Annotated in this window: 24 protein-coding genes; 15 read left to right on the top strand and 9 right to left on the bottom strand. The window is 59.6% G+C overall.

The genetic code is table 11. From position 1 onward, the window contains the following. Positions 1 to 1,200: an enterochelin esterase gene (gene fes, locus ACMGGH_RS11305; protein WP_420299122.1), complete on the bottom strand. Its 1,200-nt coding sequence runs from the start codon at positions 1,198 to 1,200 to the stop codon at positions 1 to 3. A gap of 145 nt (positions 1,201 to 1,345) precedes the next feature. Here fes and ACMGGH_RS11300 point away from each other — a divergent pair, with 145 nt between their 5' ends. Together ACMGGH_RS11300 and entD are read left to right on the top strand one after the other, a co-directional pair. Further along, a complete protein-coding gene (locus ACMGGH_RS11300) occupies positions 1,346 to 3,595 on the top strand; it encodes a TonB-dependent siderophore receptor (protein WP_126300346.1) in 2,250 nt (749 codons plus the stop codon). An 81-nt stretch (positions 3,596 to 3,676) separates the two neighbouring features. Then, a complete protein-coding gene (gene entD, locus ACMGGH_RS11295; RefSeq protein ID WP_232948796.1) occupies positions 3,677 to 4,366 on the top strand; it encodes an enterobactin synthase subunit EntD in 690 nt (229 codons plus the stop codon). Here entD and ACMGGH_RS11290 read toward each other — a convergent pair. The 5 genes from ACMGGH_RS11290 to betT all read right to left on the bottom strand — a co-directional run bounded on the left by ACMGGH_RS11290 (position 4,302) and on the right by betT (position 9,971). After that, positions 4,302 to 5,141 carry a metal ABC transporter permease gene (locus ACMGGH_RS11290; protein ID WP_232948795.1) on the bottom strand — a complete coding sequence of 280 codons (840 nt, stop codon included), beginning with the start codon at positions 5,139 to 5,141 and terminating at the stop codon, positions 4,302 to 4,304. The genes entD and ACMGGH_RS11290 overlap by 65 nt on opposite strands. Next, positions 5,138 to 5,986, bottom strand: coding sequence for an iron/manganese ABC transporter permease subunit SitC (sitC, locus tag ACMGGH_RS11285; protein WP_048959550.1), 849 nt, complete (start codon positions 5,984 to 5,986; stop codon positions 5,138 to 5,140). Before sitC ends, ACMGGH_RS11290 begins: the two co-directional genes overlap by 4 nt. Beyond that, positions 5,983 to 6,789, bottom strand: a complete 807-nt coding sequence (gene sitB / locus ACMGGH_RS11280; protein WP_182034451.1) for an iron/manganese ABC transporter ATP-binding protein SitB — start codon at positions 6,787 to 6,789, stop codon at positions 5,983 to 5,985. The genes sitC and sitB overlap by 4 nt, the downstream gene beginning before the upstream one ends. Positions 6,790 to 6,791: 2 nt before the next feature. Then, a complete protein-coding gene (locus tag ACMGGH_RS11275) occupies positions 6,792 to 7,703 on the bottom strand; it encodes a metal ABC transporter substrate-binding protein (RefSeq protein ID WP_232948794.1) in 912 nt (303 codons plus the stop codon). Positions 7,704 to 7,937: 234 nt separating this feature from the next. Beyond that, positions 7,938 to 9,971 carry a choline BCCT transporter BetT gene (gene betT, locus ACMGGH_RS11270; RefSeq protein WP_126300341.1) on the bottom strand — a complete coding sequence of 678 codons (2,034 nt, stop codon included), beginning with the start codon at positions 9,969 to 9,971 and terminating at the stop codon, positions 7,938 to 7,940. 128 nt (positions 9,972 to 10,099) lie between these two features. Here betT and betI point away from each other — a divergent pair, with 128 nt between their 5' ends. From betI to ACMGGH_RS11230, 8 genes are all read left to right on the top strand, one after another. Further along, positions 10,100 to 10,687, top strand: a complete 588-nt coding sequence (betI, locus tag ACMGGH_RS11265) for a transcriptional regulator BetI (RefSeq protein ID WP_232948820.1) — start codon at positions 10,100 to 10,102, stop codon at positions 10,685 to 10,687. Between the two features lie 13 nt (positions 10,688 to 10,700). Then, positions 10,701 to 12,173 carry a betaine-aldehyde dehydrogenase gene (gene betB, locus ACMGGH_RS11260; RefSeq protein ID WP_059357472.1) on the top strand — a complete coding sequence of 491 codons (1,473 nt, stop codon included), beginning with the start codon at positions 10,701 to 10,703 and terminating at the stop codon, positions 12,171 to 12,173. A gap of 13 nt (positions 12,174 to 12,186) precedes the next feature. Next, positions 12,187 to 13,851 carry a choline dehydrogenase gene (gene betA, locus ACMGGH_RS11255; RefSeq protein ID WP_232948793.1) on the top strand — a complete coding sequence of 555 codons (1,665 nt, stop codon included), beginning with the start codon at positions 12,187 to 12,189 and terminating at the stop codon, positions 13,849 to 13,851. A gap of 148 nt (positions 13,852 to 13,999) precedes the next feature. Then, the gene (locus ACMGGH_RS11250) at positions 14,000 to 14,563 is read left to right on the top strand and encodes a fasciclin domain-containing protein (protein ID WP_028012276.1); all 564 of its coding nucleotides are present in this window, start codon (positions 14,000 to 14,002) and stop codon (positions 14,561 to 14,563) included. 43 nt (positions 14,564 to 14,606) lie between these two features. Beyond that, positions 14,607 to 15,161, top strand: coding sequence for an RNA polymerase sigma factor (locus tag ACMGGH_RS11245; protein ID WP_059357470.1), 555 nt, complete (start codon positions 14,607 to 14,609; stop codon positions 15,159 to 15,161). Next, the gene (locus tag ACMGGH_RS11240) at positions 15,158 to 15,805 is read left to right on the top strand and encodes an anti-sigma factor (protein WP_232948792.1); all 648 of its coding nucleotides are present in this window, start codon (positions 15,158 to 15,160) and stop codon (positions 15,803 to 15,805) included. The genes ACMGGH_RS11245 and ACMGGH_RS11240 overlap by 4 nt, the downstream gene beginning before the upstream one ends. A gap of 273 nt (positions 15,806 to 16,078) precedes the next feature. After that, entirely contained in the window at positions 16,079 to 16,819 is a 741-nt protein-coding gene (locus tag ACMGGH_RS11235) for an SDR family oxidoreductase (protein WP_232948791.1), read from the top strand. A 33-nt stretch (positions 16,820 to 16,852) separates the two neighbouring features. Further along, a complete protein-coding gene (locus ACMGGH_RS11230) occupies positions 16,853 to 18,547 on the top strand; it encodes a thiamine pyrophosphate-binding protein (protein WP_232948790.1) in 1,695 nt (564 codons plus the stop codon). A gap of 32 nt (positions 18,548 to 18,579) precedes the next feature. Here the strand turns inward: ACMGGH_RS11230 and ACMGGH_RS11225 are convergent, their stop codons facing one another. Then, on the bottom strand, positions 18,580 to 19,278 hold the full coding sequence (locus ACMGGH_RS11225; RefSeq protein ID WP_048998934.1) for a GNAT family N-acetyltransferase: 699 nt from the start codon (positions 19,276 to 19,278) through the stop codon (positions 18,580 to 18,582). A 200-nt stretch (positions 19,279 to 19,478) separates the two neighbouring features. Between ACMGGH_RS11225 and ACMGGH_RS11220 the strand changes: the two genes are divergently transcribed. From ACMGGH_RS11220 to ACMGGH_RS11200, 5 genes are all read left to right on the top strand, one after another. Continuing rightward, a complete protein-coding gene (locus ACMGGH_RS11220; protein WP_232948788.1) occupies positions 19,479 to 21,047 on the top strand; it encodes an ABC transporter substrate-binding protein in 1,569 nt (522 codons plus the stop codon). A 97-nt stretch (positions 21,048 to 21,144) separates the two neighbouring features. Then, entirely contained in the window at positions 21,145 to 22,158 is a 1,014-nt protein-coding gene (locus ACMGGH_RS11215; RefSeq protein WP_048961395.1) for an ABC transporter permease, read from the top strand. Then, a complete protein-coding gene (locus ACMGGH_RS11210) occupies positions 22,158 to 22,991 on the top strand; it encodes an ABC transporter permease (protein ID WP_048998938.1) in 834 nt (277 codons plus the stop codon). Before ACMGGH_RS11215 ends, ACMGGH_RS11210 begins: the two co-directional genes overlap by 1 nt. After that, complete coding sequence (locus ACMGGH_RS11205; protein WP_193066769.1) at positions 22,984 to 23,820, top strand: ABC transporter ATP-binding protein; 837 nt, start codon at positions 22,984 to 22,986, stop codon at positions 23,818 to 23,820. The genes ACMGGH_RS11210 and ACMGGH_RS11205 overlap by 8 nt, the downstream gene beginning before the upstream one ends. Then, on the top strand, positions 23,807 to 24,511 hold the full coding sequence (locus ACMGGH_RS11200) for an ABC transporter ATP-binding protein (protein WP_048998940.1): 705 nt from the start codon (positions 23,807 to 23,809) through the stop codon (positions 24,509 to 24,511). The genes ACMGGH_RS11205 and ACMGGH_RS11200 overlap by 14 nt, the downstream gene beginning before the upstream one ends. Before the next feature lie 43 nt (positions 24,512 to 24,554). On the opposite strand, the gene ACMGGH_RS11195 is transcribed toward ACMGGH_RS11200, so the two are convergent. Both ACMGGH_RS11195 and ACMGGH_RS11190 read right to left on the bottom strand, forming a co-directional pair. After that, positions 24,555 to 25,028, bottom strand: coding sequence for a cold-shock protein (locus ACMGGH_RS11195; RefSeq protein WP_045260739.1), 474 nt, complete (start codon positions 25,026 to 25,028; stop codon positions 24,555 to 24,557). Positions 25,029 to 25,159: 131 nt separating this feature from the next. Continuing rightward, a complete protein-coding gene (locus tag ACMGGH_RS11190) occupies positions 25,160 to 25,930 on the bottom strand; it encodes a (S)-acetoin forming diacetyl reductase (RefSeq protein ID WP_045631532.1) in 771 nt (256 codons plus the stop codon).

The following is a 25,930-nucleotide window of genomic DNA, read 5'->3' as shown; positions in this document are numbered from 1 at the left end:
TTAGTGAATGAGCGGCTGCCAGAGGGTAATCAGCCCCTGCGTCAGCCCACCGCGCCAGCAAAGCGCATCGTGTCCGCCGTCAACCTGACGCCAGATAACCGGTTGCTGAGTGTGTAGTTCGGCGAGGATCGCCTGGTTTGCGCGCAAGATAAGCGGCTCGTTGCGCCCGGCTTCAAGAAGGATGCGTAGCCCGCGAGGGGATATTTCGCCGGTTTTAAGTTGTTCGATTAACAGCCCGTCCTGCTGCCCGCCGCGGTGCGGCCACCAGTAGGATCCGGACTGGCTGAGCACGCAGCCAAAACGCTGCGGCCAGTGCAGTGCGGCATAAAGGGAGGAAAGACCGCCAAAGCTTTGCCCTGCGACCACCGTACGGTCGGCGCGGTCGCTAAACGGCGCGCGTTGTTGGACAAGGGGGAGAAGTTCTTCCTGCACCGCCAGCCAGAAGTCGGGATTGCACGGCAGCTCGCGGTTACGGTGCTCCATATTAATAACATCGATTAAGACGTAGACCGCAGGCGGCAGGTTGCGCTCGGCGGTGAGCGACGCCAGCGCAGGCCAGACCGGCATGCTTTCGGCCCAGAACTGCCCGTCAAGCAGCACCGCCAGCGGGCGTTCCCGGTCGTCCCCGCCGGTGGTGAAAATCCAGACGCGACGGCGATTTTTCAGGCGTGCGCTTTCCCACTCAATGCAAATGGGCGCGTTGAAGGGCATATCGGGATGGTTCCAGCCCGGCTGTACGGGCGCCTCCGGCATCTCCAGCGCCGAGACGGCGTGCCCGCGCCCGCCGCGCCAGCTCTGCGCATTCAGCGGGTCTGAAACCGCATGCGGCAGCAGCTTGCGCCAGCCTTCGCGCAGCGCCATGCGGTCCGGCTGCTCGCCTTCAAATACTGCATCGGCAAAATCGTTTTCGTTATCGGAGGGGATAAAACAGTAGCTGCCGCGCCATTCGGGGCTGAACTCCCCCTGCCACTGCCAGACGTCGGTATCGGGAATGCGTTCAAGCGATTGCGGGCGGGCATTCTGATGGTGGTCGGTCACGCCGGTAACGTAGAGCCAGACGCGTTTAACCGTCGAGGTCTGCTGGGTTCCTGCCGGGTCCCGCCACCAGAATGTGACGCGAAAGTTTTCCTCATGACGTTGCCATTCCGGCCCGTTTTTCGACTGCCACCACGCTTCACTTCCGGTTGTTAACGCCGTCACCCTTATAACCCCATGTTTAGCAATATTTTTTGTTTCAGAGCAAATTTTATTGATAATATTATTGATAACTATTTGCATTTGCAATAGCGTATTGCCCGCGCTGTGGGAAGCGCGTTCATAAATAACCATAAAAGCGGGACGTACAATGAATAAGAAGATTCACTCTCTGGCCTTGCTGGTCAATTTAGGGATTTATGGCGTCGCGCTGCCTGCCATGGCAGACGACAACGCCGCCTCTGCGCAGCACGAAGACACCATGGTGATCACCGCCGCCGAGCAGAATTTGCAGGCGCCAGGCGTGTCGACCATCACCGCCGATGAGATCCGCAAAAACCCGCCCGCGCGGGACGTGGCGGAAATCATCCGCACCATGCCGGGCGTTAACCTGACCGGTAACTCCACCAGCGGCCAGCGCGGGAATAACCGTCAGATTGATATCCGCGGCATGGGGCCAGAAAACACCCTTATCCTGATCGACGGCAAGCCGGTGACCAGCCGTAACTCTATCCGTCTGGGCTGGCGCGGCGAACGTGACACCCGCGGCGATACCGGCTGGGTGCCGCCGGAGATGATCGAGCGCATCGAAGTGATTCGCGGTCCGGCCGCCGCGCGCTACGGTAACGGCGCGGCAGGCGGCGTGGTGAACATCATCACCAAAAAATTCGACGACCAGTGGCACGGTTCCTGGAACACCTACCTGAATGCGCCTGAGCACAAGGATGAAGGTTCCACCAAACGCACCAACTTCAGCCTGAGCGGCCCGCTGGGCGGCGACTTCAGCTTCCGCATGTTCGGTAACCTGGATAAAACCCAGGCCGACGCGTGGGACATCAACCAGGGTCACCAGTCTGACCGTACCGGTGCCTACGCCGACACGCTGCCCGCGGGCCGTGAAGGGGTAGAGAATAAAGACATCAACGGCGTGGTGCGCTGGGACTTTGCGCCAATGCAGTCACTGGAGTTTGAGGCGGGCTACAGCCGCCAGAACAACCTCTACGCGGGCGATACCCAGAACACCAACAACGACAACAGCTCCAGCGGGCTGGTGAAGAAAAACTACGGCAAAGAAACTAACCGGATCTATCGCCAGAACTTCGCGGTGACCTGGAACGGCGGCTGGGACAACGGCATTACCACCAGCAACTGGGCGCAGTACGAGCACACCCGCAACTCCCGTCTGGGCGAAGGGCTGGCGGGCGGTACGGAAGGCCTGTTCAACAGCAATAAATTCACCGACACCGATCTGGCCGACGTAATGCTGCACAGCGAAATCAACCTGCCGATTGATTTCATTGTGAACCAGAACCTGACGCTCGGCACCGAGTGGAACCAGCAGCGGATGAAGGATTCAACCTCCTTCTCGCAAACCCAACAGGGTGGCACCATCCCGGGCATGAGCGAAGACCGTAGCCCGTACACGTCAGCGGAGATCTTCTCCCTGTTCGCTGAGAACAACATGGAGCTGACCGACAGCACCATGCTGACCCCTGCCCTGCGCTTCGACCACCACACCATCGTGGGCAATAACTGGAGCCCGTCCCTGAACCTGTCGCAGGGTCTGGGGGATGACTTCACCCTGAAGATGGGCATCGCGCGTGCCTACAAAGCACCAAGCCTGTACCAGACCAACCCGAACTACCTGTTGTACAGTAAAGGCCAGGGCTGCTACGCCAGTTCCGACGGCGTGGGCTGCTACATGATGGGTAATGACGATCTGAAAGCGGAAACCAGCATCAACAAAGAGATTGGCCTGGAGTGGAAACGCGACGGCTGGCTGGCGGGCGTGACCTGGTTCCGCAACGACTACCGCAACAAGATTGAAGCGGGCTACGCGCCGATTGGCCAGACCTCCACCGGTAAAGTCACCACCGATATCTACCAGTGGGAAAACGTGCCGAAGGCGGTGGTGGAAGGCCTGGAAGGCTCCCTAAACGTGCCGGTCAGTGACACCATCAACTGGACCAACAACATCACCTATATGCTGCAAAGCAAGAACAAGGAGACCGGCGACCGTCTGTCGATCATCCCGGAATACACGCTCAACTCAACCCTGAGCTGGCAGGTGCACCAGGATGTATCATTGCAGTCGACCTTCACCTGGTACGGCAAGCAGCAGCCGAAGAAGTACAACTACAAAGGCCAGCCGGTGACCGGGTCTGAGAAAGACGAGGTCAGCCCGTACAGCATCGTTGGCCTGAGCGCCACCTGGGACGTGACAAAAAACGTCAGCCTGACCGGCGGCGTGGACAACGTCTTCGACAAGCGCCAGTGGCGCGCGGGTAATGCCCAGACCACGGGGAACGCGACAACCGGCGCGTATATGTACGGTGCGGGTGCGTATACGTATAATGAACCGGGTCGCACCTGGTACATGAGCGTAAACACAAGATTCTGATACAGGCAGTGACTTCCCCCTCTCCCTGTGGGAGAGGGTTGGGGTGAGGGCATCAGTCCGCACAATTCAGAGGGAAAAACCATGCACACCACCCACAGCACATTTTCTCTCGCCGGCCTCACCCTCCACCGCATCACCTTCGCCCCCGCCACCTTCACCGACGCCGATCTCCTCTGGCTCCCCCATCACGCCCAGCTCGCTGACGCCGGACGTAAACGCAAGGCTGACCATCTGGCAGGACGCATCGCGGCCGCGCACGCCTTACCTGACCACACCGTTCCCGCCATCGGCCCCAGCGGGGAACCGCGCTGGCCGGACGGAATTTCCGGCAGCATCACCCACAGCGGCACGCAGGCGATGGCTGTCGTCGCGCCTTACCCTGCGCTTATCGGTATCGATAGTGAAGCGATCCTCACCGAAAATGAAGCATGGGAAATCAAAGATGGCATTATAGATGCCCATGAAGAGCGTGTGCTTTCCTGCTCGGGTTACCCTTTCGCCCTCGCCCTGACGCTGGTTTTCAGCGCCAAAGAGAGCCTGTTTAAGGCTCTCTTTCCGCGGGTGCAGGCTTACATGGGGTTTGACAGCGCGCGCGTCACCCTGCTCGACGATAACACGCTTACGCTGGCGTTGACCCGTGCGCTGGCAGGATACGCCGAGGGCACCGCCTTCCCCCTTCACTGGCAGCAGCAAGGCGAACAGACGATTACCCTGCTGTCACACGCTCCTGCCGACGCGCCTTCACGCTGGTCACCACAAACGTCACGATAAACACCACCGCGAACAGGACCACTATGGTCGGCGCGGGTGCGCTGTCGAGATAAAACGAGGCATACACGCCGCTGACCGACACCAGTACTGATACCACCACTGCCACCAGCAGCGCCGTGTGAAAGCGTCGGGCGATCAGCACCGCCACCGCGCCGGGGGCAATCAGCAGCGAAATCGACAGAATAATCCCCACCGCCTTCAGCGTCGCCACGATGGTCAGCGCGACCATGCACAGCAGGCCATAGTGCAGCCAGCGGGCGCGCAGGCCGCTCGCCTGGGCCTGCTGATAGTCAAAGCTGAAGAGCAGGAAGTCGCGCCACTTGAGGCCAATCACCAGCGCAATCAGGCCCGCCACGAGGCCGCTTTGCAGAATATCCATCCCGTTAATGCCCAGCATATCACCGAACAGAATGTGGTCGAGATGCACCTCGGGTTTGACGGCGATATAGAGGATCAGCCCGGCGGCGAACATCCCGGAAAAGACAATCCCCATCACCGTATCCTGCTTGATTCGGCTGTTGTCCTTCAGGTAGCCGGTGGCGACGGCGCAAAACAGGCCGGCAACGAATGCGCCCAGGGCCAGGTGCAGGCCCATCATCCACGCCAGCACCACGCCGGGAAACACCGCGTGGCTCATGGCGTCGCCCATCAGCGCCCAGCCTTTCAGCACCAGAAAAACCGACAGCAGCGCGCAGGGCACGGCCACCAGGAGTGAAATCAGCAGGGCGTTATTCATGAACGCAAACTGGAAGGGTTCCAGGAGCAGCGCCATCATGGGTGTGCCTCCTTCGCGCGACGACGGCTGGCGAGCAGCCCGTGCTTCGGCGCAAAAACGAACGCGAGCAGGAACAGCAGCGTCTGGGCGACCACAATAATGCCGCCGGTGGCGCCGTCCAGGTAATAGCTGGCCCACGCGCCGAGGAAGCTGGTGAGGCTGCCAATGGCGACGGCAATCATCAGCAGACGCGGGAAGCGGTCGGTCAGCAGCCACGCGGTCGCGCCGGGGGTGACTACCAGACAGATCACCAGAAACGCGCCGACGGTTTGCAGCGCCGCCACGGTGGATACCGCCAGCAGGGTGAAGAACAGGATCTTCAGGCGCTCCGGGCGCAGGCCGATGGCGCGGGCGTGGTTCTCATCAAAAAAGGTCACCATCAGATCTTTCCATTTGAACAGCAGGATGACCATCGACACCACGCCGATAATCGCCAGCTGGACGATATCCTCCGGAGCGATAGCCAGAATATTGCCGAGCACGATGGTCTGAATATTTACCGAGGTCGGGTTAAGCGAGACCATAAACAGCCCCAGCCCGAAAAAGGAGGAGAAGATCAGCCCGATAATGGCATCCTCCTTCAGGCGGCTGCGCTGGTTGAGAAACAGCATGCTGCCCGCCGCCAGCCCGCCCGATAAAAACGCCCCCAGCGAGAAAGGCAGCCCAAGCATGTAAGCCCCCGCCACGCCCGGCACGATGGAGTGCGAGAGCGCATCGCCGATCAGCGACCAGCCTTTGAGCATCAGATAGCAGGAGAGAAACGCGCACAGCCCGCCGACCATCGCCGAGACCCACATCGCGTTAAGCATGTACTCATAGCCGAAGGGTTCGAGAAGCGCGTTCATTTTGCCTCCTGCCGGTGCGTCACGAAGGGCCGCTCGTCGTCGGTGATAATGCGATCTTCCGAGCCGCTGAGCACCACGTGGCGCAGCACGCCGCTGAAGGCGCGCTCAAGGTTTTCGGCGGTGAAGGTGGTTTCCGTCGGACCGCTCGCCAGCACGGTGCCTTTGACCATCACCGTGTAATCACAAAACTCCGTGACCGAGCCTAAATTGTGGGTCGAGACCAGCATGGTTTTGCCCTCGTCGCGCAACTCGCGCAGCAGGCTGATGATTCTGGCTTCGGTTTTGACGTCCACGCCGGTAAACGGCTCGTCGAGCAGGATCACTTCGCCCTGCTGGGCAATCGCCCGCGCCAGAAAGACGCGCTTCTTTTGCCCGCCGGACAGTTCGCCAATCTGCCGATGGCGCAGCTCAAGCATGTCCACGCGCTTCAGGGCGTCGGTCACGATCTGCCGATCCTGCGCTTTAGGCCGCCGTAGAAAACCCATGTGTCCGTAGCGCCCCATCATCACCACGTCCTCAACCAGCACCGGAAACGACCAGTCGACCTCTTCAGACTGCGGCACGTAGGCGACCAGGTTCTGGCGCAGCGCCCGGTGAGGCGGCAGCCCTTCAATAGAGATTGTGCCGCTCGCCGCCCGCACAAAGCCCATCACCGCCTTAAACAGCGTGGACTTGCCGGAGCCGTTCACCCCCACCAGCGCGGCAATCGATCCGCCGGGCACGCTGAACGACGCATTGCGCAGCGCCGTGTGGCCGTTGCGGTAGGTCACGGTTACGTCCGTGACGACAATCCCCTTCTGCATGGTCACTCCTTCATGCCGTCGCGAATGCCCTGCACCAGCGTGCGGGTGGTCACGTTCAGCAGGTCGATATAGGTCGGCACGGGGCCGTTTTCCGCACTCAGGGAGTCAACATACAGCACACCGCCGTAGTGGGCGCCGGTTTCCCGCGCCACCTGACGCGCCGGCTTATCGGAGACCGTGCTTTCGCTAAATACCGCCGGGAGGCGATATTTCTTCACCAGATCGATCACCTTGCGCACCTGCTGCGGCGTGCCCTGCCGATCGGCGTTGATCGGCCACAGGTAAAGTTCCTTCATGCCCAGATCCCGCGCAAGATAGGAGAAGGCGCCCTCGCTGGTCACCATCCAGCGTTTGTCTTCCGGGATCTCCGCCACCTGCTTGCGCAGCGGTTCGAGGGTCGCGACGATCTTCTGCTTGTAGGCCTCAGCGTTGCGTTGGTAGACCTGCGCGTTGGCCGGGTCGTACTTCACCAGCGCGTCGCGGATGTTATCAACGTAAATCAGCGCGTTGTCCGGCGACATCCACGCGTGCGGGTTAGGCTTGCCGTCGTACGGCCCCTCGCTGATGCCCATCGGGGTGATGCCCTGGGTGACAATCACCTCCGGCACGCCGTTCAGATGCTGATAAAAACGCTGGAACCACAGCTCCAGGTTCATGCCGTTCGCCAGAATCAGCTGCGCCTTTTGCGCGCGCTTGATATCCCCCGGCGTCGGCTGGTACTCGTGGATTTCAGCGCCCGGTTTGGTGATGGAGGTGACTTCTGCGGCATCCCCCGCCACGTTTTTCGCCATATCCGCGATGACGGTAAAGGTGGTGATGACCTGGAACTTTTCAGCCGCCAGCGCGCCCGTGCTGGTCGTAGCCGTGAGCAGCGCGCCGAGCAACAGACGCTTTAATCCTTGCAGTGGGTGCATCGCAGAAGTCTCCTGAGGTGGTGAAATTCAAAGCAAAATTAGCCCGTGCTATAAGGTATAGCACAGGCTATATTTAAATGAAAATGGTTATCATTAAAGTTATGTCAATGAAGGGTGGGCCTGACGGCGCTTCGCTTATCAGGCCTACGGAAAAGCAGTTTTGAAGGCCGGGTAAGCGCAGCGCCACCCGGCAAAAAAATGGCTGGATTTTTAATTAAAAGAGTTTGTCATTACTCAAACATCCGGGAACATCACGCTATTCCCCGGCGCTTCCCTGTGCAGATGGATAAAGTTCAGGTGCCGTTCATACTGGTCCAGAATATCCGTAATCACCTGCTCCTTGCTGTAGTCCATCAAATCATTCCCCTGGCTACCCTCCAGTAAGAAGGTTTCCAGCCGGTAGTAGGTTGATTTCCCGCTGCGCGCCCGGTAGGTAAAGCCAGGTACCGAGTACTGCTGCGGCCAGATCTGGTAGACAAAGTTCTGCTCGTCGCCCATGTGCACCAGCAGATCCAGGTGCCCCAGGGTTTCACCCTCTTCCGGCGGCAGGTTTTTCAGCTCCACGTAGGCGCCGCGCAGCCTCAGCTCCTGCGCCACCTCTTCCATCGCCGGGAAGCAGATCGTCTCCATCATCTGTTTGGTGTAGCGCGTGCCCGGGTAGTTCATCAGGCGCGACAGGCGTTTCTTCCAGCTCAGCCTGTCCTGGGCGCCCATTGGCCGCGGCGCGGTGTCGCGGCTGGCGCTGACGCGTCGATAGTCTTCCACCTTGAGCGATTTATACAGCCCGGCCATCACGAAGAAGATCACAAAGCTGAACGGCAGGCCCATGATCACCGTGGTGTTCTGCAGCGCCGAAATGCCGTTGGTCATCAGCATGCCGAGCGTCAGCAGGCCGATGGCGACGGACCAGAAGATACGCAGCCAGTTCGGCGCGTCGCTGTTGATGTCCTTCAGCTTCGAGGTGAAGTTGCCCAGCACCAGCGCGCCGGAATCCGCCGAAGTGACGTAAAACAGCAGGCCGGTGATGGTCGCCACGGAGGCGCTAAAGGTAAACGCCGGATACTGCGCCAGCAGGCTGTAGAAGCCGCGCTCCGGGTGCGCCATCGCTTCCTGGGCAAAGGTTGCGTTGCCGTGGATGATCTCGTGCAGCGCGCTGTTGCCGAAAATCGACAGCCACAGCAGGGTAAAGGTGAACGGGATGATCAGGGTGCCCATCACAAACTGACGAATGGTGCGCCCGCGCGAAATACGCGCCAGGAACAGGCCAACAAACGGCGACCATGCGACCCACCACGCCCAGAAGAACAGAGTCCAGTTGTTCATCCACTCCACCGGGCGGTCAAAGGCGAAGCTGTTCAGCGTCATGCCCATGAAGCGGTTCACGTAGTCGCCCACGTTCAGCACCAGGGCGTTGAGCAGGAACGACGTGTCGCCCATAAACAGCACGAACAGGATCAGCCCCAGCGCCAGCGCCACGTTCAGCTCAGAGAGCACGCGGATGCCCTTATCCACGCCGGAGGTCACCGAAATGGTGGCGATAATCACCGAGAGCGCAATCAGCGCCGCTTTCGCCGCCATCGAATCCGGAATATCAAACAGCACGCTTAGCCCGTAGTTGAGCTGGACCACGCCAATGCCGAGCGTCGTCGCGATGCCGAAGATGGTGCCAATTACCGCCGCAATATCGACGCTGTGACCAATCGGGCCGTTAATTCTTTTCCCGAAAATCGGGTACAGCGCGGAGCGGATGGTGAGAGGCAAATTATAACGATAGCTAAAGTATCCGAGCGCCATGCCCATCAGGGCGTACATCGACCAGCCCGTCAGGCCGTAGTGGAACAGCGTCCAGACCATCGCCTGGCGCGCGGCCTCCATCGTCTGCCCCGCCCCTTCCGGCGGCTGCATATACTGCGTGACCGGCTCCGCCACGGAGAAGAACATCAGGTCGATGCCGATGCCCGCGGCAAACAGCATCGCCGCCCAGCTTAGCAGGCTGAACTCGGGCTTGGACTGCTCTGGCCCGAGCTTCACCGAGCCGAAGCGCGAGCAGGCAATGCAGACCACGAAGACAATATAGAGCGTCGCCGCCAGCAGGTAGTACCAGCCGAAGGTCTTCGACACCCAGTTCAGGGTGCGGCCAATCCACTCGGCAGAAAAATCGTTAAAGAAAATGGTCGTCAGGGAAAACAACAAAATCAGCCCGGCGGACGTGTAAAAAACGACCGGGTTGATTTTGTCTTTTTCTCTGTCTTGTGAAAGGTCTGTCATCCAGTATCCCCACTGTTTTTGTAACTATTGAAATCCAAAATCGCAACAATTAAGACACATTTTATATTGAACGTCCAATCAAAAACCGCTTTAATAGATTACCAACGCTGATGAATGGAGTGGCAAAAATGCCCAAAGTGGGGATGCAGCCGATCCGGCGCAGGCAGCTTATCGACGCCACGCTGGAAGCAATTAATGAAGTGGGAATGCATGACGCAACCATCGCGCAGATCGCCCGTCGGGCGGGCGTGTCCACGGGGATCATCAGCCATTATTTCAAAGATAAAAACGGCCTGCTGGAAGCGACCATGCGCGACATCACCGGCCAGCTGCGCGATGCGGTATTAAGCCGCTTACGCGCCCTGCCGAACGGCAGCGCGGAGCAGCGTTTGCAGGCGATTGTCGGCGGCAATTTTGATGAAACCCAGATCAGCGGCGCGGCGATGAAGGCCTGGCTGGCCTTCTGGGCGAGCAGCATGCATCAGCCGATGCTCTACCGTTTGCAGCAGGTCAGCAGCCGCCGGTTGCTCTCAAACCTGGTGTACGAGTTCCGCCGCGAGCTGCCGCGTGAACAGGCTGAAGAGGCGGGCTACGGGCTGGCGGCGCTGATCGACGGGCTGTGGCTGCGCGCCGCGCTCAGCGGCAAACCGCTGGACAAAACCCTCGCGCAATCGCTCACCAGCCACTTTATCAGCCAGCATTTACCGACCGAATAACCGAGGAGGAAGCATGTCCCGAATGGCAGAACAGCAGCTTTATATCAATGGTGGTTATACATCCGCCACCAGCGGTCGCACCTTCGAGACCATCAACCCGGCCAACGGTGAAGTTCTGGCGAGCGTGCATGCCGCCGGGCGCGAAGACGTGGACCGCGCCGTAGAGAGCGCAAAGCGCGGGCAAAAAATCTGGGCGGCGATGACCGCCATGGAGCGCTCGCGCATCCTGCGTCGCGCCGTCGACATCCTGCGCGAGCGCAACGACGAGCTGGCAAAGCTGGAAACCCTCGACACCGGTAAGGCGTTTTCTGAAACCTCGACCGTCGACATCGTCACCGGCGCGGACGTGCTGGAGTACTACGCGGGGCTGATCCCGGCGCTGGAAGGCAGCCAGATCCCGCTGCGCGACACCTCATTCGTCTACACCCGCCGCGAGCCGCTGGGCGTGGTGGCGGGCATCGGCGCGTGGAACTACCCGATCCAGATCGCCCTGTGGAAATCCGCCCCGGCGCTGGCGGCGGGCAACGCGATGATCTTCAAGCCGAGCGAGGTCACCCCGCTCACCGCCCTGAAACTGGCGGAAATCTACACCGAGGCGGGCCTGCCGGACGGCGTGTTTAACGTCCTGCCGGGCGTGGGCGCGGAAACCGGCCAGTACCTGACCGAGCATCCGGACATTGCCAAAGTCTCCTTTACCGGCGGCGTCGCCAGCGGCAAAAAGGTGATGGCTAACTCCGCAGCCTCGTCCCTGAAGGAGGTGACGATGGAGCTGGGCGGCAAATCCCCGCTGATTGTGTTTGACGATGCGGATCTGGATCTCGCCGCAGACATCGCCATGATGGCCAACTTCTTCAGCTCCGGCCAGGTGTGCACCAATGGCACCCGCGTGTTCGTGCCTGCAAAATATAAGGCCGCGTTTGAGCAGAAAATCGTTGAGCGCGTGGGCCGCATCCGCGCGGGCGATCTGTTCGATGAAAACACCAACTTTGGCCCGATGGTCAGCTTCCCGCACCGCGACAACGTGATGCGCTACATCGCCAAAGGCAAAGAAGAAGGTGCGCGCGTGCTGTGCGGCGGCGACGTGCTGAAGGGCGACGGGTTTGATAACGGCGCGTGGGTGGCCCCGACCGTGTTCACCGACTGCACCGACGAAATGACCATCGTGCGCGAAGAGATCTTCGGCCCGGTGATGTCCATCCTTACCTATGAAAGCGATGAAGAAGCCATTCGCCGCGCCAACGACACCGACTACGGTCTGGCGGCGGGCATCGTCACCGCCGATCTGAACCGCGCGCACGGCGCCATTCACCAGCTTGAAGCGGGCATCTGCTGGATCAACACCTGGGGTGAATCCGCCGCGGAGATGCCGGTTGGCGGCTACAAGCACTCCGGCATTGGCCGCGAGAATGGCGTGATGACGCTTCAGAGCTACACCCAGGTGAAGTCCATCCAGGTTGAGATGGGTAAATTCCAGTCCATATTTTAACCGGGAGGTTTATTTGCGATTTGACTACATCATTATCGGGGCCGGCTCTGCCGGCAACGTACTGGCTACACGACTGACTGAAGATCCGAACACCACCGTCCTGCTGCTTGAGGCGGGCGGGCCGGACTACCGCTTTGATTTCCGCACCCAGATGCCTGCCGCGCTGGCCTTCCCGCTGCAGGGCAAGCGCTACAACTGGGCGTATGAAACCGAGCCAGAGCCCTTCATGAACAACCGCCGCATGGAGTGCGGACGCGGCAAAGGGCTGGGCGGCTCGTCATTGATCAACGGCATGTGCTACGTGCGCGGCAACGCGATGGATCTGGACAACTGGGCGAAAGAACCGGGTCTGGAGCACTGGAGCTACCTCAACTGCCTGCCCTACTACCGCAAGGCAGAGACCCGCGACGTGGGGCCGAACGATTATCACGGCGGCGACGGTCCGGTGAGCGTCACCACCTCTAAGCCGGGCGTAAATCCGCTGTTTGAAGCAATGGTGGAAGCAGGCGTGCAGGCGGGCTATCCGCGCACCGACGATCTCAACGGCTACCAGCAGGAAGGCTTTGGCCCGATGGACCGCACGGTTACGCCGCAGGGCCGACGCGCCAGCACCGCGCGCGGCTATCTGGACCAGGCAAAACCGCGTCCTAACCTGACTATCCGCACCCACGCCATGACCGATCGCATTATTTTTGACGGCAAGCGCGCGGCGGGCGTTGAGTGGCTGGAAGGCGAAAGCACCATTCCGTCAAAAGCGACGGCGAATAAAGAAGTCCTCCTGTGCGCAGGCGCCATTGCGTCACCGCAGATCCTCCAGCGTTCCGGCGTGGGCAATGCTGAATTGCTGAAGCAGTTCGATATCCCGCTGGTGCATGATTTACCCGGCGTGGGAGAAAACTTGCAGGATCATCTGGAGATGTACCTCCAGTATGAATGTAAGGAGCCGGTTTCCCTCTACCCTGCCCTGCAGTGGTGGAACCAGCCGAAGATTGGCGCGGAGTGGCTGTTTGGCGGCACCGGCGTGGGTGCGAGCAACCACTTCGAAGCGGGCGGGTTTATCCGCAGCCGCGAGGAGTTTGAGTGGCCGAACATTCAGTACCACTTCCTGCCGGTGGCGATTAACTACAACGGCTCAAACGCGGTGAAGGAACACGGCTTCCAGTGCCACGTCGGCTCCATGCGCTCCCCGAGCCGTGGACACGTGCGCATTCAGTCGCGCGATCCGCACCAGCATCCGGCGATCCTGTTCAACTATATGTCCCACGAGCAGGACTGGCAGGAGTTCCGCGACGCGATCCGCATCACCCGCGAGATCATGCACCAGCCCGCGCTGGACAAATACCGCGGTCGTGAAATCAGCCCGGGCGTCGAATGCCAGACCGACGAACAGCTGGACGAGTTTGTGCGTAACCACGCCGAAACCGCGTTCCATCCGTGCGGCACCTGCAAAATGGGCTATGACGAGATGGCGGTGGTTGACGGTGAAGGCCGCGTTCACGGGCTGGAAGGATTACGCGTGGTGGATGCGTCGATCATGCCGCAGATTATTACCGGCAACCTGAACGCCACCACGATTATGATCGGTGAGAAAATTGCTGATGCGATTCGCGGGCGCGAGCCGCTGGCAAAAAGTACGGCCGCGTATTATGTGGCCAACGGGGCGCCGGTCAGGCGCTGAGGATATTTCCCCTCCCCCTGGCCCTCTTCCATACGGGAGAGGGCTTCCCACCCAAAATTTATTTTTATTTTCCTGCATCCAGTTCACCCCCTCCCCTCGTATATGCATATGTGAGCAATCCCTTTGCTCCCCAAACCGAGGAAAGATGATGAAAAAGCTAACCCGTGTTGCACTCGTCACCAGCGCTTTACTCTTCTGTGCAGGCACATCAGCCGCCATGACGTCAGGCTCCGTGATGGTAGGCGGAGCCGAAATGTTCCCGAGCAAAAATATCGTTGAAAACGCCGTGAACTCGAAAGATCACACCACGCTGGTGGCCGCCGTCAAAGCGGCTGGACTGGTGGAGACGCTTCAGAGCAAAGGGCCATTCACCGTATTTGCGCCGACCAATGCGGCGTTTGCGAAATTGCCTGCCGGCACGGTCGAGAACCTGGTCAAACCCGAAAACAAAGCCACGCTCACCAGCATCCTCACCTATCACGTGGTTGCCGGTAATTACGATATGAAGGCGCTGGAGCAGAAAATTAAACAGGGCGGCGGACACGCGGAGCTGAAGACCGTTAACGGTCAGCCGCTGTGGATCATGAGCAACGGCCCGCACAACATTCAGCTTAAGGACGGTAAAGGCAATGTGGCGAACATTAGCACCTATGACGTTCATCAAAAAAACGGCGTGATCGATGTGATTGATACCGTCCTGATGCCTAAGTAGTTGTCTATACTTCGGAAGTGTGACGTTACCTTCCGGGAAAAACATGGATAACGCGCTGGCAGAACAGCAGCAGAAATTAATGCAGGCGGTCGCAAACGGCGATCGCCGCGCATTTGAACAACTCTATCGACTCACATCGCCACACCTGTTTGCCGTCGCGCTGCGCATGCTGCGCGACCGCGCGTGGGCAGAAGAGATCCTTCACGACTGTTTTATCACCGTCTGGAGTAAAGCCGAAACCTACAACGCTGCACTGAGCTCCCCAATGACCTGGCTTACGCATATTGTTCGCAATCGCTGTATTGACTGGCTGCGCAGCGGGCAAACCCGCGCTGCCGAACGCGAGTCGCCGTATAACGAAGCGCTTTTGCCCGGCGAGAACGATGAGCAGAATAACTGGCACGACGATGCGCAGGCAGAGCGTCTTAGGCATTGTCTCGAACATTTGAGCAGCGAGCAGCGCCAGAGCATTACGCTCGCCTACTATCAGGGAATGTCTCACAGCGACATTGCCGACTGGCTCCAGCAGCCTGTAGGCTCGGTGAAAAGCTGGATACGTCGGGCAATGGATCATCTTCGGGAGTGCGTGGGGCTATGAATGACGCAGAAAAACGCGACGACATGCTGGCAGCAGAGTATGCCCTCGGCTCGCTGCGAGGAGGAGCACGGCTTCAGTTCCAGAAAAGGGTCCTCCGTGAACCGGCTCTGGCCGCCCGCGTGGCGTACTGGCAGGACTTGTTCAGCACGCTGGATAGTCATCTTGTGCCCGTCCCTCCACCCGAGACGGTGTGGAAAAGAATCGCCCTCGACCTGCCGCCCAAAAAACCTTTACGCCAAAGTCGGCCTTATCTCGGCTGGATGGTTGCGGCCTCACTCGCCGCCCTCACGGTCGTTGCCTGGTATGCCACCCGAGCCCCGGAACTCGCTCCGCTGATGATACTCAACGATGACCAACAGCACGGGCAGTGGGTCGTCAGCGCGGACGCCAGCCGCCAGCACCTGAGCATTGCCCCGCTTCGACCGACAGCTGTCGCCGCGCAACACAGCCTGCAGCTTTGGCTGATCCCAGGCGGGCAGGCGCCGGTATCCATGGGGCTGCTGCATAACGACATCCCCACACGCGTCACCCTCAGGAACGCAACACTCCCTGCTGACGCCACGATAGCCATAAGCCTTGAACCAGAGGGCGGATCGCCTACCGGCCTCCCCACAGGTCCGGTGCTTTACAGTGGCAAACTGTAATCCTCAGGCCCTGTTTGCAGGGCCGCTATCGTTCCCCCCTTTTATTTATATAATATTCTCGGTTACCTATAAGAATTAAATATTAGGCCTGCAATTAATTTAATTATTAAAAAACGACATTGACAGACGCTTCCGTACTCCATTAAGTTTTAAACGAACATCATTTTATTCCCGATACAGAATATATCAAAAACCGCGTTAATGAATTTGTCATTATTCATTAACGCTTCTCTGCCTTTTATTTTTTGCATCACTCAATAGCGAGATAAGATCATGAATATTAGTTCAAACAAGGTGGTTGTCATCACCGGTGCCAGCAGCGGTATTGGTCAGGCCATTGCCCTCCATTTAGCGAATAACGCGTTTTCGCTGGTGCTGGTGGCGCGCCGTCTGGACAGAATTAATGCCCTGGTGGATCAGATTATTCAGCAGGGCGGCAAGGCGATTGCCGTAAAGGCTGACGTGACCCGTCAGGAAGAGGTGCAGCGCGCCATTGACGCTGCCGTTGCCGCATACCAGCGCGTGGATGTGGTGATCAATAACGCGGGCTTTATGGCCATCGCCCCCCTCAGCGAGCTGAAAACCGACGAATGGGACAAGATGATTGATACCAATCTGAAGGGCGTGCTGTACGGCATCGCTGCCGCGCTCCCGGTGTTCCAGCGTCAGGGCAGCGGGCATTTTATTAACGTTGCCTCCGTTGCGGGCATCAAGGTGCTGGCCCCTGGCGGCGTGGTGTACAGCGCCACGAAATTCGCCGTCCGCGCGCTGAGCGAAGGCTTACGTCAGGAGTCGGGTAAAACTATCCGCACGACGCTTATTTCGCCCGGTGCCGTCGAAAGCGAACTGCAATTCGGCAGCTCTGACGAAGAGAGTAAAAAATTTCTCAATGAGTTTTATAAGCAGGCTATTCCGGCTGACGCAGTTGCCCGCGCGGTTTTATTTGCCATAGAACAGCCTGGCGACGTTGATATTAATGAAATTGTTGTGCGTCCAACGCAGGAAGAATTTTAGCCTGCGTTAAATAATGCTGAATGAGGTGTCATTATGATTAAATCATTAACGTCCTTATCAGATCTCAATATGCGAACGGGTGCCGATATTCTTCTTGAAGTGCTGGAGAGTGAAGGCGTGGAATATATTTTTGGCAACCCCGGCACCACCGAACTTCCGCTCATTGATGCCCTGCTTCGCCATGAAAATATTCACTATATTCTGGCGCTTCAGGAGAGCACCGTGGTGGCGATTGCCGACGGCTATGCGAAAGCCTCCGGCAAAACGGGCTTTATCAATTTGCATACCGCCAGCGGCCTGGGGCACGGCATGGGGAATCTCATTAATTCGCGGATTATGAAAACCCCGCTGGTGGTGACCGTTGGACAGCAGGATACGCGACACTACGTCCGCGACCCGCTTCTGTATGATGATATTGTTTCCATCGGCTCTCCGGTCATGAAGTGGGCGCAGGAGGTCACCAGCGCCGACCAGCTCCCGGTGCTGGTGCGCCGCGCGTTTCACGCTGCCAGCTATCCTCCTGGCGGCCCGGTGCTGCTCTCCCTGCCGATGAACGTGATGGAAGAGCTGAGCGACGCCGGGATACAGACGGCGTCGAGAGTAAACTACCACACCGTTGCGGGCTCGCTGGACGAGCTGGCGGAGGCGCTCAGCGAGATCGCGCCGGGCAGGATCATGATTGTGGCGGGCGATGAGGTACACTCCAGCGGCTCGACGCAGGAAATTGTCCAGCTGGCGGAAGCGCTCGGCGCCCACGTCTACGGCTCCTCCTGGCCGCTGAATTTGCCATTTCCCACCCAGCACGCGCTCTGGCGGGGCAATATGCCCACCACCGCCAGCGAAATCGCCAGCGTCATCAATGCCTACGATGCCGTATTTATCATCGGCGGCAGAAGCCTGATCACCATTCTCTACAGCGAAGGGGACGCGATTCCGGGCTCGTGCGCTGTCTACCAGCTCTCCGCCGACATGAACGAGCTGGGTCGCACCTATGCCACCCGGCTCTCGGTGATGGGGGATATCAAACTTTCCCTGAAGGCGCTCTTACCGCTGCTTGAGCAACGTCTGGTGGCAGGCAAACTGATCCATCAGCAGTTGCTTAAAACGGCACTCAGCGAACGTGAAAAAGAGTGGCAGCAGCAGGAAGAACGTCTGTCGGCAGAGCGGCTGCGCCCGCATATTTCGCCGATGGTCGCAGCCTTTGAAGTCATTAAAGCCATTCCGGCGGGTACCACCATCGTTGATGAGGCGATAGCGACCGCCAGGCATGTCCGCCGGTTCATCTCTGACCAGCAGCATCAGCGCTACTACTTTATGCGCGGCGGCGGACTGGGCTGGGGGATGCCTGCCTCCGTGGGGCATTCGCTGGGACGCGGACGGGAGCCGGTGGTCTGCCTGATCGGCGACGGGGCCTCCCTGTACTCGCCGCAGGCGCTCTGGACGGCAGCACACGAAAATCTGCCGGTCACCTTTATCGTCATGAATAACAGGGAGTACAACATCCTGAAAAACTTTATGAAGAGCCAGGCCGACTACAGCTCAACGCGGCTGGGCCGTTTTATCGGGATGGACCTCGTGAACCCGCATATCGATTTTCAGTCGCTGGCCACCGCCATGGGCGTCCACTGCTGCCGGGTGACCGAGGCGGCGGATATCGCCGAAGCGGTAACGCGCGGCCTGCAGTCCGGAAAAACCAACCTGATTGAAATCGCGATTTCCGCGGATTAGCCGCGTGGTTGGGCTGTACCCTACATAAAAACTTATAACCGAAACGCCTCAAGCCGCTTTATTTGCCGTCCTTCCTCGTCAAAATTCGCCGCCGCCAGCCAAGCGCGCAGCTCCGCGTCTCTTTGCGGCCATTCGCCATCAATAATAGAAAGCATATCGCTGTCGCGGTTGCGGCCTTTCCGCACCAGCCGCTGGCGTAAGCGCCCTTCCCAGACGAATCCAAGCCGCTCCGCGGCGCTGCGCGATGCGGTATTCATCGAGTCGCACTTCCACTCCAGCCGTCGGTATTTGTGGTCAAAGGCGTTTTTCAGCAGCAGCCACACCGCCTCGGTGCCGATGCGGGTGCCTTTCATCCTGCGCGACCAGGTGACGTGGCCGATCTCCACCGAGCCCTGAAAGCGCTCGATCGCCATATAGCTCACCAGCCCGACCGCCTTTTCAGTGCGTAAATCCATCACGGCGAAGGGCACCAGGTCATCATCCATCACCTTTCCGGACACCCAGTGTGCGGTGGCTTCCACGCTTTCAGGCCGGGTGCTGGCAAGCCACGTCCAGTCGCTGTCGTCGCCCAGCGCGTAGGCCTCAAAGAGATCCGCCGCGTGACGCCCGGCGTCCAGCGGCTCAAGACGGCAATACTGGCCGGTCAGCGCCGTGCGGGTTAATACCTGCGCGCACTTCCAGTCCGGGACGAGATCGTTAACGGTTTGACCATATTGATTGATTTCGGGCACGGGGGTGACTCCCTGAAAGGTAAGGATTTTGTTATATCAGGTTAAAAGGGCGGCGAAAAGAGAGGCGTTTAATAACCAGGCCGCATGCGATATATCCGCATGGCATAAGCAAAGCAGAATTTCGACTTTGAAGAAATGTGGAGTCGACCTAACGTAGCGGAGCATAAAACAATCACAATATATTCTTCTCAGGGATCGCTATGACAAAAAAACTGTTGCCGTTACTGATGCTGGCTGCGCTCTCAGGCGCTACCCACGCCGCTACGCCGCCGACGACGCTGGTGGTTGCTCAGGGTCTTGATGACATCGTGAGCCTCGACCCGGCCGAAGCCAACGAGCTCTCCAGCATCCAGACCGTGCCGAGCCTGTACCAGCGTCTGGTGCAGCCGGACCGCGATAATCCGGAAAAAATCACGCCGGTTCTGGCAGAAAGCTGGGACGCGGATGCGGCAGCAAAAACCCTGACCATCAAGCTTAAACCCGATGCAAAATTCGCCTCCGGCAACCCGCTGCGCCCGGAAGACGTGATTTTCTCTTATACCCGCGCCGTGAAGCTGAACAAATCCCCGGCCTTTATCCTCAACGTGCTGGGCTGGGACGCGAGCAACATCGCCAGCCAGCTGAAAAAGGTGGACGATCATACCCTCCAGCTTCACTGGACGGCGGACGTTAGCCCCTCGGTGGCGCTGAATATTCTCTCCACGCCGATAGCCTCCATCGTCGATGAAAAGCAGGTCGCGGCAAACGTCAAGGATAATGACTTCGGCAACGCCTGGCTGAAAATGCACTCGGCGGGCAGCGGCGCGTTCAAAATGCGCGTCTATCAGCCGCATCAGGCCATCGTGCTGGAAGCCAACGATTCCGCCCCCGGCGGCGCGCCGAAGCTCAAAAGCATCATCATTAAAAACGTTCCCGATCCGGCTTCACGCCGCCTGCTGATCCAGCAGGGGGATGCGGACGTGGCGCGCGATTTGGGTGCAGACCAGATTAGCGCCCTCGACGGCAAGCCGGGCGTGAAGGTGCTGAGCATTCCGTCCGCCGAGCAGAATTACCTGGTGTTTAACACCGGCAACAGCGCCAATCCGCTGCTGAACAACCCGGCGTTCTGGGAAGCGTCGCGCTGGCTGGTCGACTATGACGGCATCACTAAAAACCTGCTGAAAGGCCAGTATTTTGTTCACCAGAGCTTCCTGCCGGTCGGCCTGCCGGGCGCGCTGGAAGACAATCCGTTTAAATTTGACCCGGCAAAAGCGAAGGTAATCCTCGCCAAAGCGGGCATTAAGGACGCGCACTTCACGCTGGACGTGGAGAACAAGCCGCCGTTTATCACTATTGCCCAGTCGATGCAGGCGAGCTTTGCTCAGGGTGGCGTGAAGGTGGATCTGCTGCCTGCCGCCGGGAGCCAGGTCTATGCCCGCGTGCGCGCTAAGCAGCATCAGGCGGCGATTCGTCTGTGGATCCCGGACTACTTCGATGCGCACTCAAACGCCAGCGCCTTCGCGTGGAACGACGGGAAGTCCAGCACCGTGGCCGGTCTGAACGGCTGGAAAATCCCAGAGCTGAACAAGGCCACGCTGGCGGCGGTTGCCGAACCGGATCCGGCGAAGCGTCTGGATCTGTACAAGAAGATGCAGGAACAGCTGCAGCAGAGCTCGCCGTACGTGTTCGTCGATCAGGGCAAAACCCAGATCGCGGTGCGCGATAACGTGAAGGGATATCAGCAGGGGCTGAACGCGGATATGGTCTGGTACGATCGCGTCACGAAGTAGCCCTTGTTGCCGGGTGGCGTTGCGCTTACCCGGCCTGTGTTCTCGGTTTTTGTTGGCCGGGTAAGGCGAAGCCGCACCCGGCATGAAGAGATTTCCCATGCCACATCTTTCCACCCGCGTGCTTCAGGGTCTGCTGACCCTGCTGCTGACGCTCTTCGGGCTGCTGCTCGTCACGTTTGCGCTTTCGGCGTTTTCCCCGGTCGATCGCGTGCTGCAGATCGTCGGGGATCACGCCAGCCAGTCAACGTACGATCAGGTTCGCCACCAGCTCGGGCTGGATCGTCCCCTGCCCGTGCAGTTCTGGCACTATCTGCAAAATCTCGCCCACGGTGATTTAGGCACCGCCAGCGCTACCGGGCAGCCGGTGCTGCAGGATCTGCTGCACGCCTTCCCCGCTACGCTGGAGCTGGCGACGCTGGCGTTAATCATTGGGTCCGTGCTCGGCGTGACGGCCGGGGTGCTGTGCGCCCGCTACGCCGGTTCGCCGCTCGATGTCGCGATCAGAACGCTTACCCTGCTCGGCAACTCGGTGCCGATTTTCTGGCTTGGCCTGCTGATGCTGGCCCTGTTCTACGCGAAGCTGCAGTGGAGCGTGGGCCCCGGCAGGCTGGACGATATCTGGCAGTTCACCGTCGAGCCGCGCACCGGCTTTGCGCTGATAGACACCTGGCTTTCCGGCGATCGCGAGGCATTCCGCAACGCCATCAGCCACCTGGTGCTGCCGGTGCTGCTGCTGGCCTATTACTCGCTGGCAAGCATTACCCGCCTGACCCGCTCGGCCTGCCTCAGCGAAATGAACAAGGAGTACATCCTGCTTGCCCGCGCCAAGGGTGCCGGGGAGATGGCCATTCTGCTGCGCCACGTGCTGCCGAACATTCGCAGTACCCTGCTGACGGTGATCGCCCTGGCCTATACCAGCATGCTGGAAGGTGCGGTATTAACCGAAACCGTGTTCTCGTGGCCGGGCATCGGACGCTATCTCACCACCGCCCTGTTCGCCGGAGACACGACCGCGGTTATGGGCGGTACGCTGCTGATTGGCGTCTGCTTTGTACTGATCAATAACCTTACCGACCTGCTTGTGCGGGCGACCGATCCCAGGGTGCGCTGATGCCGTTTTATCTCTTCTTACGCCGCCTGCGCCGCTCCCCTGCCGCCGTTTGCGGACTGATTGGCCTCGCGCTGCTGGTGTTTATTGCCCTGTTCGCGCCCTGGCTGGCGCCGGTAGATCCGAACTGGCAGGACGCTGCCGCGCGCCTGGAGGCACCTGGCGCCCAGCACTGGCTGGGCACCGACAGCTACGGGCGCGATCTGCTCTCGCGCCTGATTTACGGCACCCGTCCGGCGCTCGGGCTGGTGGCCCTGGTGACGGTCATTACCCTGCCCGCCGGGCTGCTGGTGGGCATTTTGTCCGGCTACTACGGCGGCTGGGTGGAGCGTATCCTGATGCGCTTTACCGACGTGGTGATGTCGATGCCGCGCCTGATCCTCGCCTTCGCGTTTGTGGCGATGCTTGGCCCGGGGCTGGTCAACGGCGCGCTGGCGCTGGCCTTAACCACCTGGCCCGCCTACGCGCGTCAGGCGCGGAGCGAGATTCAGCGTCTGCGCCACAGCGATTATCTGGCCGCCGCGGAGATGATGGGGATCCGCGGCCTGCGCCTGCTGGTCGGCCATATTCTGCCCCTGTGCCTGCCGTCCGCGATTGTGCGGCTGGCGCTGGATCTGGCGGGGATTATTCTGGCCGCCGCCGGTCTCGGCTTCCTCGGCCTTGGCGCGCGTCCGCCCATGGCCGAATGGGGGGCGATGATTGCCGACGGCATGCAGGTGATTTTCGACCAGTGGTGGATTGCCGCCATTCCGGGCGGCGCCATCCTGTTTGCCAGCCTGGCGTTTAACCTGCTGGGCGATGGCCTGCGCGACGTACTGGAGCCACAGCATGACTGAACACCGCGTTATCGTCGATGCGCTGAATATCGACTACCCCGCCGCGCGCGTGGTCAACAACCTGAGCTTTCGGCTTGGCAACGAGCGGCTGGCGCTGGTGGGAGAATCCGGCTCCGGTAAGTCGATGTCCGCCCGCGCCCTGATGGGTCTGGTGCGTAAACCCGGTATCGTGAGCGCGAACCGGCTTAACGTGCTTGGCAACGATCTGCTGACCCTGAACGCCCGCCGCTGGCAGGCGCTGCGCGGCAACGGGATTGCGATGGTCCTGCAGGACCCGCGCTACGCCCTAAACCCCGTGAAAAGCGTCGCCGCCCAGCTTGATGAGGCGCTCACGCTGCATCAGCGCCTGACGCGCCCGGAGCGTGCGGCGCGCATTCACGACATCATCAGCGCCGTCGGGCTGAACGAGAACGTGCTGTCACGCTATCCCGGCGAGCTTTCCGGGGGCATGGGCCAGCGGGTGATGATTGCGATTGCGCTGATCAACAACCCGCAGGTGCTGATTGCCGACGAACCGACCTCCGCGCTGGACGCCCGCCTGCGCAACCAGATCCTCGAGCTGCTGGTGCAGCAGTGCGAAGAACGCCAGATGGCGATGCTGTTAATCAGCCACGATCTGCCGCTGGTGGCGGAGCACTGCGACCGCGTGCTGGTGATGTATCAGGGTGAAAAGGTCGATGAGATGGCGGCAAGCCAGCTTCCGCAGGCGACGCATCCGTACACGCGCACCCTGTGGACCTGTCGTCCAGACGCCCATACTTATGGACAGATGCTGCCGACGCTCGATCGTTCGCAGCTGTGGAAGGAGGCCAGCGATGGCGCTCGTTGAGGTTAACCAGGTGCAGGTCACCTTCGGGGAAAAAACGGCGGTCTCTGCCGCCAGCTTTAGCATAGAGAGAGGCGAGACGTTCAGCCTGATTGGCGAATCCGGCTGCGGCAAATCAACCCTTCTGCGCGTGCTGGCAGGGCTACAGCGCGAGTGGCGCGGCAGTATTGCGCTGCTGGGAGAAACGTTAACGCCAGGGCGCCGCTTTGAAGGCAATCTTCGCCGCAACGTGCAGATGGTGTTTCAGGATCCGTGGGCGTCGCTGCATCCAAACCACACCATTGCGCGCACCCTGTCGGAGCCGTTAAGCCTCCACGGTGAAACGCAGGTTGCGGAAAAGGTGGCGGATGCGCTGCAGCAGGTGGGGCTTTCCGCCGAGGCGGGCAGGCGCTACCCGCACCAGCTTTCCGGCGGCCAGCGCCAGCGCGTTGCCATTGCCCGGGCGCTGCTGCTGCGCCCGCAGCTTCTGCTGCTGGATGAACCGACCTCGGCGCTGGATATGTCGGTGCAGGCGGAAATCCTGAACCTGCTTAACCGCCTGAAGGCCGAGCATGAGATGACCTATCTGCTGGTGAGCCACGACGCGGACGTGATTGCCCATATGTCCGACCGGGCAGCGTTTATGGCGCACGGGGCGATTCAGAAGGTGTTTGACCGTGAGGCGATGTTACGGGGCGAGCACAGAATGGGTTAAGTTTTGCAGGCCGGGTAAGGCATCGCCGCCACCCGGCAAACCATCACTTCAGCAGCTTCACCGTGGCATCAATGTCGATTTCATCTTCGGTAAAGATCATCGTCGTGTTCTGGAAGGTGGTGATCGCCAGCTTCTTCACCGTGCGCATTTCGCCCGGCTTCTTGTCGGATTTTGGTTTGATGCTGTTCATCAGCAGACCCACCGACAGCACCGCGTTCTCTTTGTCGATTTTGGTCTCAACGGGCTCTTCCTCGCTGAATACCACGAAGGATTTGATCGAGGTGAGCTTCACGCGCTCGCCTGCAATATAGAGGTGCTTACTTTCGGGGATCACCTTCACCGCGTAGGCGGAGAGGCCTTTGGTGTTGGTGGTTGGCTCGAAGGTCACCGCAGCGTCTTTTTTAATCAGATCGGGGTTCGCGACCTTAATCACATGAAAATAGCGGTTGTCGCCGTTTTCATCTTTGATAAATCCGAAGCCTTTATCTTTAAACCACGTTGTGATTGTACCGTTCATCGCTGTTACCGCCTGTCAGATCGTAATGACTAAAGTTTTGCAGCGCGCAGTGTAATGCACAATGGCGGAGGAGACAAAAAAAAGCCCCTGCACGGAGGCAGGGGAAAACTCATGTCAGAGCTTATTAAAATTTAGTTGAACACCATCCCACCATCGATGAGCAGAGACTGGCCGGTCATATAGTCAGAATCTGGCCCGGCAAGATATGAAACGCAGGCGGCAACATCTTCCGGTTCGGACAGGCGGCCAAGCGTAATGCGTTTGGCAAAGGTCTCGGTCCCGTAGCCGAGCGGTTTACCCGCTGCCTCGGAGACCTGACGGTCGATCTCCGCCCACATCGGCGTTTTAACGATGCCCGGGCAGTAGGCGTTAACGGTGATCCCCAGCGGAGCAAGATCCCGTGCGGCGGTCTGGGTTAAGCCGCGCACCGCAAATTTACTGGAACTGTAGACGGCCAGCTCCGGGTTGCCGGTATGCCCCGCCTGTGAGCAGGCGTTGATGATTTTGCCGCCGTGCCCCTCTTTGCGGAACGCGTCAATCGCGGCCTGAATGCCCCAGATCACCCCTTTCACGTTGATGTTGTAGACCTTGTCGACAATCTCCGGCGTGATGGATTCGATCGGCGTGGACGGCGCCACCCCGGCGTTATTGACGATAACGTTGAAGCCGCCCAGTTCGGTGCGGGCTTTCTCCACGGCCGCAAACACCTGCTCGCGGTCAGAGACGTCCACCTTCACGGCGACGGCCTTCCCGCCGCTGCGGGTGATTTCATCGGCAACCGCTTTCGCCGTCTCTTCGTTGTAATCGGCGATAGCGACGGCAAAACCATCCTTCACCAGACGAAGCGCGATCGCTTTGCCAATCCCCTGGCCTGAGCCGGTTACGAGAGCCACTTTTTGCAT

The organism is Enterobacter sp. BNK-16 (genome assembly GCF_048684955.1).
Classification (GTDB): domain Bacteria; phylum Pseudomonadota; class Gammaproteobacteria; order Enterobacterales; family Enterobacteriaceae; genus Enterobacter; species Enterobacter bugandensis.
Note: the sequence above shows the minus strand (reverse complement) of the source record. Positions and strands in the feature narration are given on the sequence as shown.